The organism is Amycolatopsis viridis, from assembly GCF_011758765.1.
GTDB lineage: Bacteria > Actinomycetota > Actinomycetes > Mycobacteriales > Pseudonocardiaceae > Amycolatopsis_E > Amycolatopsis_E viridis.
In genome coordinates, this window is the sequence record NZ_JAANOU010000001.1 from 17,818 (window position 1) to 31,714 (window position 13,897).

The window sequence follows — 13,897 nt, forward strand, 5'->3', positions numbered from 1 at the left end:
CGGGCGCTCACGCCCCCACGGTGGTCGCTTTCCGTGGGGGCCCCTGTTTCGGCACGGCGATCCGCGCGTTGCGGACCTCGACCAGCAGCCGCGTCTTGCGCTTGTGCGTCTCCACCAGGCCGGCCAGGTACTCACCGAACTCCGGCACCCGGTCCGCGCGCTTGTGCAGGGCACGCAGCTCGCGCAGCCGCTGGGCCGCCTCGCGGTAGCCGTCCGGGTCCCGCAGCTCGATGAGCTCCTCGACGTGCAGCCGGTAGACGGGGATCGCCGCGGCCGGATCGCGCTCGGCGAGCTGGGCGAGAGCCTGGGCGCGTTCGGCCGGCCAGCGGTTCAGCTCCTCGGCAGCGGCCCGCAGCGCGCGATAGGTGTCCGGGGACGGGTTGCGGCGGAACTCGGCCCGGCGCAGGGCGAGCACACCCTCCCGGGGGTGCACGACGGTGCGCGCGGCGTGCGCGATCGCCTCGCCGTGCCGGCCCGCGGAGCGGAGCAGCCGGACGATGCGCAGCGTGGTGGCCGGGGTGGGCGGCTGCTCGGCCAGGATCGCCAGCAGGGTGTCGACGTCGCCGGTCACCTCGGCGATCTGTTCGACCAGGCGGCGGGCGGCCCCACTGCTCGGTTTGCCGTCCAGCGCGGCGCGGAGGTGCTGCAGGCCCTCGTCGCCGAGCGCGACGGCGAAATCGGCGAGGTTGATCTCGGGCCAGCCGGGGCGTTCGAGCTGGGTGTCCAGGATCCAGTCGGCCAGCTCACGCGGATCCGGCCGGTGGGCGGCGCAAGCGCGGGCGTAGAGGCCGATGGCGCGGCGCAGCTCGGCGCCGGTGGCGTCGCTGTCGGCCATCCGGCGGGCGAGCGGGGTCAGGTCGGCCTGGGTGCCCGCGTCCAGGAGCCGCTGCAGGGTGTCCAGGATCGGGCCGACCTTGCCGTGCGCGACCGCGCGCAGCTCCAGCTCGTGCCGCAACCGCGGGTCGCGGCCGGCCTGCTCGAGGAGCAGGTCGGCGAGGGTCTCCGCGTCGAGAGTGCGCAGGTAGCCACGCAGATCCGGGGCGGAGGTCATGCGCTCATCCTGCCGTACCCGATGGGAGGAGAACGTCACCCGACAGCGTCAATTTCCCGGACCGCACTGACGCTGCGTGAGCATCAGCAGGGGCTGAGCCACTGGAAGAAGTACCCGGTGGACGCTTCCCGATCGAGGTCGTCCAGGAGCGGAACGGGCGAGATCTCCGGCACGCTGCGCGGGTACGGGCGCCAGCGGCCCGCATCGGCGAGGTAGTACAGCGACCACATCTCGTCCAGGCCGTAGCGGAGCTGGGCGAAGGGCCGCTCGGCCGGCCCGTCACCGGCCCACGCGGCCCGCCGCTCGACGAGGGTCACGATCCGCCCGCGCCACCGGGACAGCACCGTGTACTCGCCGCGCTGATCAGCCGGAACCCGCCGCTCACACCAACGATCGATCTGGCGTTGCTGCAGCTCGGGAATCGGCGACATACCCACAGTGATACCGCAACTCGACGGGATCGGGTGGCACCGGATACTGCCCCCTGTGACACTCGACGATCTGCGACGGCGGCTGGCCGAGTTCGCCGCCGCCCGGGACTGGCAGCGGTTCCACACCCCGAAGAACCTGGTGATGGCCCTGTCCGGCGAGGTCGGCGAGCTGACCGCGCTCTTCCAGTGGCTCACCCCGGAGGAGTCCGCGCGGATCCTCGACGACCCCGCCTCCCGCGCCGCCGTGCTCGACGAACTCGCCGACGTCACGCTCTACCTCACCCGCCTGGCCGACGTGCTCGGCGTCGACCTCCTCGAAGCCGCCCAGGCGAAGATCGATCGCAACGAGTCCCGCTTCCCGGCTGATCGTTTCGACTAACCTGGCAGGCGCGGCCCGACGGGCACCGAAGCAGCCGCTTCGTCGCTGCCCCCACCCGCACGTGGATGACGCGTGCCCAGTGGGGGAATCGAAGTGGCTCTTGTCCGGCACAGTGCCGCACACCTGCTCGCGGAGGCGAACACCGGCCAGTTGCCCAGGACCCTGAACGACCAGGCCGGTTTCCAGTGGGGACACCGGGTCGCCGCGAGCGAGGTGCGCTCGTGGGCAGGCAGCCTGCCGCCCTTCCTGGCCGACGTGGTGGACGCCGGGCTGGGCCGGGTCGAGGTGCTGCTGGAACACCGCTTGCCGCACAGCCCGAAGCGGGTGGACGTGGTGCTGTGCGGGGTGCACCCGAGGACGGGTGCGGCCAGCTACGTCCTCGTCGAGCTGAAGCAGTGGTCGAAGGCGGAACTGCTGGCGGCGGACCTCGTGCTGATCGACTCGCGCCGGGAACCGGTGCTGCACCCGGTCGAACAGGTCCGGCGGTACTGCGAGTACCTCGTCGATTCGACGCCCGCACTGGCCGAGGCGCCGCACGCGGTGCACGGCATCGCCTACCTGCACAACGCGGAGTCGGCGGGGGTGCCGACGCTGCACCAGTACCAGCCGAGCGAGTTCGGCTCGCTGTTCACCATGGACGACAAGGCGAAGCTGGCCGACCGCCTGCGGGCGGTCCTCGACCCCGCCGCCGACCGCGACGCGGCCCGCCGGGCGGCCGACGAGTTCCTCGGCTTCGCGCACGCCCCCACCAAGCCGCTGCTCGACCTCGCCGCCCGGGAGATCCAGGAACGGGAGCAGTTCGTCCTGCTCGACGAACAGCAGGTCGCGGTCGAACTCGTCCGGCAGGCGGTCGAGCGGGCCCGCGCCGCCCAGACCCGCACGGTGGTCGTCGTCCTGGGTGGCCCAGGCTCGGGCAAGAGCGTCATCGCGCTGAGCCTCCTCGGTGAGCTGGCCCGAGCCGGCCGCCGGGTGCACCACGCCACCGGGTCCAGCGCGTTCACCAACACGATGCGCCGTATCGCCGGGCGGCGGAACCGCCGGGTCCAGACGCTGTTCAAGTACTTCAACGACTACCTGGAGTCCGCACCGCGCGAGCTGGACGTGCTGATCTGCGACGAGGCCCACCGGATCCGGGGAACGAGCGTCAAGCGCTACACCAAGCGGCACGTGCGGGAGAAGGCCGGGCGGCAGATCGACGAGCTGATCGGCGTCGCGTCGGTGCCGGTGTTCCTGCTCGACGAGAACCAGACCGTCCGGCCCGGTGAGATGGGCTCGCTCGCGGAGATCACCGCCGCCGCCGAAGCGCTCGGGTGCCGCCTGGAGGTCGTCCGGCTCAACGGCCAGTTCCGCTGCGGCGGGTCGGACGCGTTCGACACCTGGGTGGCCCGGCTGCTCGGCCTGGACCGGTTGCCGCCGGTCCCGTGGAGCAAGCTGGCCGGGGACGACGAGTTCGTGGTCACCGCGGCATCGAACCCGCCCGGTCTGGAGGCGTGGCTGCGTCAGCGCATGGACGACCTCGGCGGCACCGGCCGGTTGTCCGCGGGGTACTGCTGGCGGTGGAGCGATCCGGAGTCCACTCCGGACGGTCGCCGGCTGGTGGACGACGTGACGATCGGCGGGTGGGCCCGGCCGTGGAACGCCAAGCCGGGCCAGCGGGTCCCGGACGCGCCGGAGTCGTACTACTGGGCCTCCGACGAGCGCGGCTTCGGGCAGGTCGGGTGCATCTACACCGCGCAGGGCTTCGAGTACGACTGGTCCGGGGTGATCTTCGGACCGGACCTCGTCCGCCGCGACGGGCGCTGGGTGGCCCGCCGCGAGCACTCCCACGACCCGGCCGCGCGCAGGGCGGACGATCTGGAGTTCGGCCGGCTCGTGCGGAACACCTACAAGGTGCTGCTCACCCGCGGGATGCGGGGGACCTGCGTGTACTCGACCGATCCGGAGACCCAGGCGTTCCTGGCGGAGATGGCCGGGTAGCGCGGCGAGCGGCGGATCTCCGGCCGCTGGGGTGGTTAGGCTGGTGGCATGGCCATCGAAGTGCTGCTCGTCGACGATCACGAGGTCGTGCGGCGCGGCCTGCGGGAGATGCTCAGCGACGAGCCGGACATCGAGGTCGTCGCCGAGGCGGGCAGCGCCGACGAGGCACTCGCCGTGGCCATGCACGTCGAACCGGACGTGGCGGTCGTCGACGTGCGGCTCGGCGGAACCGACGGCGTGGCGCTGTGCCGGGAGTTGCGGGCGCGGCCGAACCCGCCGTACTGCCTGGTCCTCACCGCCTTCGACGACGAGGAAGCCATGGTCGGCGCGATCATGGCCGGGGCGTCGGGGTACCTGCTGAAGCAGGTCCGCGGGCAGGACGTGGTCAACGCCGTCCGGGAGGTCGCCGCCGGCCGGTCGCTGCTCGACCCGGTCACCACCGCGCGCGTGCTGGACAAGCTGCGGCACCCGGCCGACGACGAGCTGGCGCGGCTCACCGAGCGGGAACGCACGGTGCTGGAGCTGATCGGCGAGGGCCTGTCCAACCGGGAGATCGCCGAGCGCCTGTTCCTCGCCGAGAAGACGGTGAAGAACCACGTCACGTCCGTGCTGTCCAAGCTGGGCATGCAGCGCCGCACGCAAGCCGTGGCGTGGGTGGCGCGCCGCAGCAAGTAGTCCGGCCGACTGCTCCCCGCACCGTGTTCGCCACTCCGCGCGCCGTGTTCGCCACTCCCCGCGCCGTGTTCGCCCCTCCGCGCGCCGTGTTTGCCGCTGCGGGCGCCGTGTTTGCCGCTCCGCGTCGCCATCGCCGATGCTGACTGGCCGGCCCGTGCCCGGAACAACCAACACGAGGGCCGGGATGGCGAACACGCTGCCCGGAACGGCGAACACGCGGACCGGAGCGACCAACACGCGGACCGGAACGGCCAACACGCGGACCGGGATGGTGAACACGCTGCCCGGGGCGGTGAACACGCCGGCGGGGGCGGGGGACGCGGGGGCGCGCGGTGGAGTTGCGGTCCCGTACCGGTCCCGTAGTGGTCCAGTCCCGCGGCCTGTCCGGTGCCAGCGTCGGGTCACCGGTGACCGATAGCATCCCGCGGCATGAAGTTCCGCAAAACCGCCACCGTCCTCATCGGACTCACCCTGGTGAGCGCCGCCTTCCCGGCGACCGCATCCGCCGCCACGCCGAAGCTGAGCTGCGTCAAGGCGAAGGATCACGGCTGGCCCAGCTACGAGGCGACCGCCACCAACAAGTGCGCCGGCAGCGTGCAGGTCAAGTTCATCATCAACAACGACTTCGACTCCGGCTGGCGCACCGTCAAGCCCGGCAAGAGCAACACCTACGGGCACGCCCCGTGGGCCGGGCTGGACGGGCTGCGGATCAAGTACCGGGGCAAGGAGTACTTCAACCCGGGCTGATCGGCGCTCGGCCGGCGCGCTCGTCCAGCGGCAGCTCGAACGCGACGAGCGTGCCCAGGCTCGGCGAGGAGTTGAGGTAGAACTTCCCGCCCGCGCGTTTGGCCCGTTCCTCCAGGTGCCGCAGGCCGCGGGTCTGCACGTCCTGCGGCACCCCGGCACCGTTGTCGCGAACCCGCAGACGGACCTCGTTCCGGTCGCGCACCAGCGTCACCCTGGTCTCGCTCGCCCCGGAATGGCGCACCACATTGGACAGTGCTTCCCGCAGCGCCGCGCGGATGTGATCGGCCCGCTCGGCCGGGATGTCGGCCAGCTCGCCGGACAGCTCCAGCGTGGGCGGGAAGCCGAGCAGCTCCCCCGCGATCCGCACCTCGGCCCGCGCCGACTCCGCCAGGTCGGTGGCCGGCGGTTGCTCCGCCTCGGGCTCCGGCGAGCGCAGCTCGCGCACGGTGTGCCGGATCTCCTCGATCGTCTCGTCGAGCTGGTCGATCGCCTCGCCGAGCCGGCTCGCGTCCGTTCCGGCGAACCGTTTCCGCATGCGGCGGCGCACCCGGTCCAGCTGCATGCCGGCCGCGTAGAGCCGCTGCACGATCACGTCGTGCAGCTCGCGGGCGATGCGCTCGCGCTCCTGGTAGAGCGTGATCCGGTGCCGGTCGTTCGCCGCCTCGGCCAGCGCCAGCACCACGCCGACCTGCGCGGCGAACGCGGTGAGCACCTCGACGGTGGCCTGGTCGAACGGCCGTCCGCCCCGTTCCCGGTACACCGCGAGCGCGCCCAGCACCCGGCCGCCTGCCCCGAAGGGCGCGGCCGCGAACGGGCCGAACCGGCGCAGCTCGGCCGGCACGTACGGGGCCGTGCGCGGATCAGTGGTCATGTCGTCCGCGACGACCGTTACACCGCCGCGGGCGACCTGCCCGGCCGCGGACTCGGCGGGCAGCACCACACCTCGCGGGTCGTCGCTGTGCGTGCCGTGGGCGGCTTCGACGGACACCGTGCCGTCCTCGGCGCGGACCATCACCACGCACAGGTCGGCGCCGGCCAGTTCGGCGGCCTGGTGCACCACCGAGTCCAGAACCATGGCCGGGTCGCCGCCGGACAGGGCGGCGGTGGTGATTTCCGTGGCCGCGGACAGCGCGCTGGCGGCGAGGGTCGGTTCCATGAGCAGTGTCAAGCGTAGCCGCCTTCCAACGCCGGGATTCGCGGGCGGACCCGCCCGTCCTGCACCTCCACGACGAGGTCGGCCTCGGCCGCCTCGTCCGCGCGGTGGGTGACGTGGACGACGGTCCGGCCGGCCAGTGCGGTGCGCAGGTTCGCGCGCAGCCGCCGGGCGGTGGACTCGTCGAGGTGCGCGGTCGGCTCGTCGAGCAGGACGAGATCCGCGTGCGGTGCCGCGACGAGCGCCCGCGCGACCGCGAGCCGTTGTGCCTGCCCGCCGGACAAGCCGCTCCCGGCGCCATCGAGGACCGTGTCCAGCGGCAGCTCCAGGCAGGCCAGCCGCAGGGCTTCCCGTAGCCGGTCGTCGTCGGCGTGCGGGTCGGCCAGGCGCAGGTTCTCCGCGACCGTGGTCGAGACGAGCTGCGGTTCCTGGGGTGCCCAGGCCACTGCCGCGGCCGTGGTCAGGCACCCGCGCTGGGCGGGCAGGAAACCCAGCAGGGCGGCCAGCAGGGTCGACTTGCCGGCTCCGGACGGCCCCACCACGGCGACGTGCGCGCCGTCCGGGATCCGCAGGTCGACGTCTCGCAGGACCGGGGTGGTCCAGCCGATGTCAGCGTGCTCGATGGCGATCGGGCCGGTCGGCACCGGCGGCTGCGCCCGCGCGTTCTCGACCTCGGCGATGCGGGCCGTGGCGGCGCGCAACGGATCCCAGTGCTGGGCGACCGGTGGCAGCGTGGCGAGCACCTCGGCGAGCGCCAGCGGCACCAGCGCCAGGACGGGCGCGAGCACCGGGTCGATGCCGGACCCGGCGGCGAGACCGATCCCGGCGACCGCGGCGGCCCCGGTGACCAGCGTGATCAGCGCGTCGGCCGCACCGGCGCCGAACGCCTGCCGCCGGGCCTGGTGCGCCAGCCGCCCGTCGGCGTCTGCGAGTTCGGCGCGGCGGCGCCGGTGGGCGCCGAACGCGATCAGCTCGGCGGCGGCCTCGAACAGCCCGAGGACCTGGGCGCTCACCGTCCGGCGGCCGCTCGCGAGGGTTGCGGTCGCCCGGCGCTCCAGCCGCAGGGCGAGCGCCGGTGCGGCGAGGCCGCCGATCAGCACCGCGACGCCGAGCACGAACCCGGCCACCGGCAGCAGGATCGTCTGCACGGCGATCGCCCCGGCCAGCACGAGCACGGCGATCAGCGGCGGGGTGACCACGCGGGGCAGCAGGTCGCGGACGGCGTCGACGTCGGCGACGAGCCGCCGCTGCCCCTCGCCGGACCGCAGGCCGAGCGCGCGGGCGGGTCCGAGCCGGACCAGGCCGCGCCACAGCCGGACCCGCAAGCGGCCGGCGATCCGCAACGCGGCGTCGTGCGTGATCAGCCGCTCCAGGTACCGCAGGGCCGCGCGCCCCAGCCCGAAGGCACGCACCCCGACGACGGCGACGGTCAGCGTCAGGATCGGCGGCTGCTGTGAGGCCTTGGCGATGAGCCAGCCGGACGTCGCGGTCAGCGCCACCCCGGCGAGCAACGCCAGCGCCCCGGCCACGGCACCGGCGCCGAACCGGCGGCTCACCACGCCCCGGAGCGGCTGCGAAGCCGTGGTGCCGGCGGCCGGGACGTGCGGCGTGGCCGCCGTCGCTGGGACGGCCACCGCCTGGCTATCCCGGTGGTGCGCGGCGACGAGCACCGCGGTGCCCAGCGGCAGTGTGGACGCGATGGCCGCCTCGACCAGGGCGGCGTGCGTGGCGTCCTGGTGTGCGGTGGGCTCGTCGAGCAGCAGGAGCCAGGCACCGTGCCGGACCCGCAGCACCGCCCGCGCGACCGCGACCCGTTGCCGTTGACCGGTGGACAGCTCGTGGACCGGCGCGTCGGCCAGCCCGGTCAGGTTGAGCTCCCGGAGCAGCGCGCCGACCTCGACCGGGTCCGGCGGTGCGCCGAGGGCCAGCTCCAGCTCGGCCCGCACGGTGCCGCCGGTGAAGGCCGGGTTCTGCGGTACCCACGCGATACCCCGACGAAAAGCCGACATGTCGACTTCATTCAAGGGTCGGCCGTCGACCAGCACCGTGCCCGCGGACGGCCGCACGAACCCCAGCAGCACCGCCAGCGTGGTCGACTTGCCGGCGCCACTGGGCGAATCGAGCCGGGTCACGGTGCCCGGCCGCACCGTGAACGTCTCGCCGTCCGGCGCGAACCCGCCGCGCCGCGCGACCCGCAGGCCCTCGACCCGCACCTCGCCGCGGCCGGGGACCGCGGTCCCCTCGGGCGCGGCCGGCACGGCCAGCACGTCGGTCACCCGGCGGACCGCCTCCACCCCGTCCTCGCTGGCGTGGAAGGCGGCGCCCACCGCGCGCAGCGGCTGGTAGCACTCCGGTGCGAGGATCAGCACGCCGAGCCCGATCGCGAGCGGCAGGTCCCCGCCGACCAGCCGCACCCCGATGACCACGGCGACCAGCGCGACCGACAGGGTGGCGGCCAGCTCCAGCACGAACGCCGAGGAGAACGCCACCTTGAGCGTCTTCAGGGTCGCCCGCCGGTGGTTCTCGGACACCCGCCGCACCGTCTCGGCCTGCGCCTCGGCGCGGCGGAACGCGGCCAGCACCGGCAGCGCGCGCACGAGTTCGAGCAGGTGACCGGACATCCGCTGCAGCGCGTCGGCGGCGGCCGCCGACCGGTCCGCGGTGTACTTGCCGACCAGGATCGCGAACAGCGGCAGCAACGGCACGGTCAGCGCGATGATCACTGCCGACGGCCAGTCGGCGAACAGCACGGCCGCACCCGCGGCCGGCGGCACCACCGCGGCGGTGACCAGCGCGGGCAGGTAGTCGGTGAAGTAGGCGTCGAGCGCGTCCAGGCCACGGGTGGTCAGCGCGGTCAGCTCACCCGGCCCGCGCCGCGCGATCCACTCCGGACCGAGCCGCAGCGCGTGGTCCACCGCCCTGGCCCGCAGCTCCTCCTTCGCCCCGGCCGCGGCGCGCGCGGCAACCACCCGCAGCGCCCACGCGATCAGGGCCCGCGCGGCGACCACACCGGCGAGGGCGATCAGCGCACCGGTCCCGATCCCCTGCCCGGCGACCACGGCGGCGCACACCGCGGCGAGCAGGAAGGCCTGCGCGACCAGCGCCGCCGCGTTGCCGAGCGCGAGCAGGCCGGAGAGGGCGAGCGCCCGGCGCGCGGCCGCGGACAACAGGGGCAGCGCGCCGAGCGGACCCTTTCCCGGACGCGTGGTGTCCGCTGTGGACACCGGTGCGGGAAGGACGGAACGTCCGGGAAAGTTCATGGGGTGTGCACCGGCGGGACGTGGGCGGTGCTGATCCGCTTGCGGAACACCCAGTACGTCCAGCCCTGGTAGACCAGCACGGCGGGGGCACCGAACGCGCCGACCCAGGTCATCACGGTCAGGGTGTACGGGCTGGACGCGGTGTTCGCGACCGTCAGCGAGTTCGCCGCGCCGAGCGTCGAAGGCAGCACGTCCGGGTAGAGCGCGCCGAACAGCGTGACCACGGCCGCCGCGATGGTGACCCCGAGTGCGGCGAACGCCTGCCCGTCCCGGTCGGCCACCAGCTTGCGCCACGCGGTCACCGCCGCCACCGCGGCGACCACCAGCGCGACGAGCGTCCACAGTGCACCCGCACCCCACTGGACGACCACCAGCAGCCCGAACAGCGGCAGCAACGCGACCGGCAGCGCGCGGACGGCGAACGTCCGCGCCCGCTCCCGAAGCTCACCCGCCGTCTTCAGCGCGAGGAACGCGGCGCCGTGCACGAGCGCGAACCCGACGACCGCGAGCGCACCGAGCAGCGTGTCCCACCGCACCGCCTCGAACGCGCCGCCGACGCGGTTTCCGTGCGCGTCCAGCGGCAGGCCGAGGACGGTGGTGGTCAGCAGCAGGCCGACGCCCAGCGGCGGGATCCACGAGCCGATCACGATGACCCGGTCCCAGTTGCGCCGCCAGCGGACCGAGTCGACCTTGCCGCGGTACTCGAACGCGACACCGCGGCCGATCAACGCGAGCAACACCAGCAGCAACGGCAGGTAGGCGGCCGAGAACAGCGACGCGTACCAGCTGGGGAAGGCCGCGAACATGGCGCCGGCCGCGACGATCAGCCAGACCTCGTTGCCGTCCCACACCGGGCCGATCGTGTTGATCAGCACCCGTCGCTCGGTGTCGTCCCGGCCGAGAACCGGCAGCAGCATGCCGACGCCGAAGTCGAAGCCCTCCAGGAACAGGTATCCCAGCCAGAAGAGCACGATGACGCAGAACCAGATCGTTTCCAGGCTCATGGCTGTTCCCTAGTAGGCGAAGGCAAGTGCCTGCTTGCCCTCTTCGTCGTTGTGCTCCGGAGGGATGACACCGTCGATCCCGCCGCGGACGTACTTGCGCATCAGGAAGACCTCGACCACGCCCAGTACGGCGTAGAGGCTGGTCAGCGCGAGCAGCGAGGTCCACACCTCGCCGGTGGAGAGCCGGGACACGGCCTGCGCGGTGAACATCCACACTCCGTCCACACCGGACGGGTTGGGCACCACGACGAACGGCTGCCGTCCCATCTCGGTGAAGATCCAGCCCGCGCTGTTGCCGATGAACGGTGTGGCGATGCTCAGCAGGGCCAGGCGCGGGAACCACCTCCCCTCCGGTATCCGCCCCCGGCGCGTCAGCCACAGCGCCAGCAGGCCGGTACCGGCCGAGATCGCCCCGAAGCCGATCATGATGCGGAAGCCCCAGTAGGTCACCGCCAGGTTCGGCACGTAGTCGATCGGTTTGCCGGCCAGTTCGCCGAGCGCCGGGTCGTCCGGGTAGTTCGTGCCGTAGTGGGCCTGGTACTGGGTCACCAGGTCCTCCACGCCCTTGACCTCGGTGCGGAAGTCGTTGTGCGCGAGGAAGGACAGCAGCGCCGGCACGGTGAACGTCTTGACGTCCTCGCAGTTCTGCGCGGTCACGTCGCCGATCGCGACGATCGAGAAGCTGGCGGGCTGCTCGGTGTGGCACAGCGCCTCGGCCGAGGCCATCTTCATCGGCTGCTGCTCGAACATCAGCTTGCCCTGGGTGTCGCCGGTGATGGCGAGCACGGCGAACGCGACGATCCCGGTCCAGCCGCCGAGCCGGATCGACGAGCGCCACACCGACCGGTGCTCGTCGTCGCTCCGGCGCTTGCGCCACAGGTGCCAGGCGCCGATCCCGACGAGGAAGGCCGCGGCGACCGAGAAGGCGCCGGCGATGGTGTGCGGGATCGCGGCCAGCGCGGTGTTGTTGGTCAGCACCGCCCAGATGGACCGCAACGTGGGCTTGCCGTTGACGATCTCGGCGCCGACCGGGTGCTGCATCCACGAGTTGGCGGCCAGGATGAAGTACGCGGAGGCGATCGTGGCCAGCGAGAACGCCCAGGCGCAGGCCAGGTGGACCTTCTTCGGCAGCCGGTCCCAGCCGAAGATCCACAGGCCGAGGAACGTGGATTCGACGAAGAACGCGACCAGTCCCTCCATCGCGAGCGGCGCGCCGAACACGTCGCCGACGAAGCGGGAGTAGGCGTTCCAGTTCATGCCGAACTGGAACTCCTGCACGATGCCGGTCACGACACCCATCGCGAAGTTGACCAGCAGCAGCTTCCCCCAGAACTTGGTCATCTTGTAGTAGCGCTGCTCACCGGTGCGGACCCAGGCGGTCTGCATTCCCGCGACGAGGACCGACAGTCCGATGGTGAGCGGGACCATGAGGAAGTGGTAGACGGTGGTGATCCCGAACTGCCACCGCGCCAGCTGGAGCACGTCCACGTCATTCAGCCTGCTCCGCCGGGGGGTCCGCCATCAGGTCCCGCGGTCCCGATCTTGCCGGGACCAAGGTCCCGGTGAGCTTTGACAAGCGGGGCGATCGTTCCGTATCTTCGCGTTATCCGGGTCGAGCGCCCCGGTTAATTGGAGGTCGAACATGAGTGAGCTGGTCCTGGTCACCGGAGCCACCGGACAGCAGGGTGGAGCCGTGGCCCGGCGGTTGCTGGCGGAGGGCCGCCGGGTCCGTGCACTGACGCGCGATCCGACGCGGGCCGGTGCGCTGGCGGAGGCCGGCGCCGAGGTGGTGCGCGGCGACCTGGCGGACGAGGCGTCGCTGGCCGCCGCGATGACCGGCGCGACCGCGGTGTTCAGCGTGCACCCCGGCCCGCTCGCACCGGGCCAGGACGAGGTCCGCGACGGCAAGCTGGTGGTCGACACCGCGCGCGCCGCGGGCGTCCGGCACGTGGTCTACAGCTCGGCGCTGGCCGCCGACATCGTCCAGCCGGGGAAATGGGAGCTCGAGCAGTACCTGGCAGCGAGCGGCCTGCCGTACACGATCCTGCGGCCCTCGTCGTTCATGGAGAACTACCTGAACCCGCTGTTCGGCCTCCGGGACGGCGCACTGCGCACCGCGCTCGCACCGCACGTCCGGCAGCAGCTGATCGCACTCGACGACATCGCCGCCCTGGCCGTCGCCGGCTTCGACGGGCGGCTCGACGGCCGCACGCTGGCCCTGGCCGGGGACGCGCGCACCCCCGGCGAACTGGCCGCCGCGATCAGCGCGGCTCTCGGGGTCACCGTGCCGTACGAGCAGCTGCCCATCGAGGAACTGCGGAAGATCAACGCGCGCTTCGCGCGGGGATACGAATACCTCAACAACAATCCGGAACCCACCGTGGACATCGCCGCGCTGCGCGCCCTGCACCCCGGGCTGATGACCTTCGCGGACTGGCTGGACCGGGCCGGTGCCGCGCAGCTCAACGCAATCTTCGGCGCGGCGAAACAGAATGTGAGCCCGGCCCAGAAATAGTTCTGGATAGCCGAAAACCGGCAATTCGCGAAACCGATTCGCTAGAAATGCCGGCCACTCCCCTTTATCGTTGCAGAGGAAAGGGGAGTGGAAACCACCGTGAGTACCGCACTGCTGGCACTGCTCAGCGCGTACGTGCTCGTCCTGGCCGTCGAACTGCCGGACAAGACGATGATCGCCACGCTGGTGCTGACCACGCGGTTCCGCGCGTGGCCGGTCCTGGCCGGGGTGTCGCTGGCGTTCGCCGTGCAGTCCACGATCGCGGTGCTGTTCGGCAAGGCGCTGACGCTGCTGCCGGAGAGCCTGGTCGCGACCGTCGTCGCCGCGCTGTTCGCGATCGGGGCGGTCCTGCTGCTGCGCGAGGGCTTCTCGACACCGGACGAAAGCGGTGAGGACGCGGCGCGCCAGGGCGTGCGGCCGGTGTCGTTCCTGCGCGCCGCGGCCACCTCGTTCGGCGTGTTGTTCGCCGCGGAGTGGGGTGACGCGTCGCAGCTGGCCACGGCCGGGCTGACCGCCCGGTACGGCCACCCGCTGATGGTGTTCACCGGCTCGCTGCTCGCGTTGCTCACGGTCGCGGCGATCGCGGTGTTCGTCGGGCACAAGGTGCGCGGCCGGCTCAAGCCGAAGCTGCTGCAGCGCGTCGCCGGTTTCGTCTTCGTCGCGTTCGCCCTGGTGGCGGCGTGGCAGGCGGTCACCGCCTGACCG

Annotated in this window: 12 protein-coding genes; 6 read left to right on the forward strand and 6 right to left on the reverse strand. The window is 72.6% G+C overall.

The window, feature by feature from the left end; translation table 11 throughout:
* Window positions 1–7: 7 nt before the first annotated feature.
* Window positions 8–1,051: a hypothetical protein gene (locus FHX46_RS00110; RefSeq protein ID WP_167109631.1), complete on the reverse strand. Its 1,044-nt coding sequence runs from the start codon at window positions 1,049–1,051 to the stop codon at window positions 8–10.
* An 83-nt stretch (window positions 1,052–1,134) separates the two neighbouring features.
* Window positions 1,135–1,482, reverse strand: a complete 348-nt coding sequence (locus tag FHX46_RS00115; RefSeq protein WP_167109632.1) for a DUF3024 domain-containing protein — start codon at window positions 1,480–1,482, stop codon at window positions 1,135–1,137.
* Window positions 1,483–1,537: 55 nt separating this feature from the next.
* Here FHX46_RS00115 and FHX46_RS00120 point away from each other — a divergent pair, with 55 nt between their 5' ends.
* The 4 genes from FHX46_RS00120 (at window position 1,538) to FHX46_RS00135 (ending at window position 5,260) form a co-directional block, all read left to right on the forward strand.
* Window positions 1,538–1,861, forward strand: coding sequence for a nucleotide pyrophosphohydrolase (locus FHX46_RS00120; protein ID WP_167101641.1), 324 nt, complete (start codon window positions 1,538–1,540; stop codon window positions 1,859–1,861).
* Between the two features lie 93 nt (window positions 1,862–1,954).
* Window positions 1,955–3,838, forward strand: coding sequence for a DNA/RNA helicase domain-containing protein (locus tag FHX46_RS00125; RefSeq protein WP_313885971.1), 1,884 nt, complete (start codon window positions 1,955–1,957; stop codon window positions 3,836–3,838).
* 48 nt (window positions 3,839–3,886) lie between these two features.
* Window positions 3,887–4,513, forward strand: coding sequence for a response regulator (locus tag FHX46_RS00130; protein ID WP_167109633.1), 627 nt, complete (start codon window positions 3,887–3,889; stop codon window positions 4,511–4,513).
* Window positions 4,514–4,942: 429 nt separating this feature from the next.
* Window positions 4,943–5,260 (forward strand): hypothetical protein, encoded by a 318-nt coding sequence (locus FHX46_RS00135; protein WP_167109634.1) that lies wholly within the window; start codon window positions 4,943–4,945, stop codon window positions 5,258–5,260.
* Here FHX46_RS00135 and FHX46_RS00140 read toward each other — a convergent pair.
* The 4 genes from FHX46_RS00140 to FHX46_RS00155 are packed head-to-tail and all read right to left on the reverse strand — an operon-like array spanning window position 5,247 to window position 12,165.
* Entirely contained in the window at window positions 5,247–6,416 is a 1,170-nt protein-coding gene (locus tag FHX46_RS00140) for a GAF domain-containing sensor histidine kinase (RefSeq protein WP_167120925.1), read from the reverse strand. The two genes, FHX46_RS00135 and FHX46_RS00140, sit on opposite strands and share 14 nt — an antisense overlap.
* Before the next feature lie 8 nt (window positions 6,417–6,424).
* Window positions 6,425–9,673, reverse strand: a complete 3,249-nt coding sequence (gene cydD, locus FHX46_RS00145; protein WP_167109635.1) for a thiol reductant ABC exporter subunit CydD — start codon at window positions 9,671–9,673, stop codon at window positions 6,425–6,427.
* A complete protein-coding gene (gene cydB, locus FHX46_RS00150) occupies window positions 9,670–10,677 on the reverse strand; it encodes a cytochrome d ubiquinol oxidase subunit II (protein WP_167109636.1) in 1,008 nt (335 codons plus the stop codon). Before cydB ends, cydD begins: the two co-directional genes overlap by 4 nt.
* 9 nt (window positions 10,678–10,686) lie before the next feature.
* Window positions 10,687–12,165, reverse strand: a complete 1,479-nt coding sequence (locus tag FHX46_RS00155) for a cytochrome ubiquinol oxidase subunit I (RefSeq protein ID WP_167109637.1) — start codon at window positions 12,163–12,165, stop codon at window positions 10,687–10,689.
* Between the two features lie 154 nt (window positions 12,166–12,319).
* On the opposite strand from FHX46_RS00155, the gene FHX46_RS00160 reads away from it, so the two are divergent.
* A complete protein-coding gene (locus FHX46_RS00160) occupies window positions 12,320–13,192 on the forward strand; it encodes an NmrA/HSCARG family protein (protein WP_167109638.1) in 873 nt (290 codons plus the stop codon).
* Between the two features lie 99 nt (window positions 13,193–13,291).
* A complete protein-coding gene (locus FHX46_RS00165) occupies window positions 13,292–13,894 on the forward strand; it encodes a TMEM165/GDT1 family protein (protein WP_313885972.1) in 603 nt (200 codons plus the stop codon).
* Window positions 13,895–13,897: the final 3 nt, after the last annotated feature.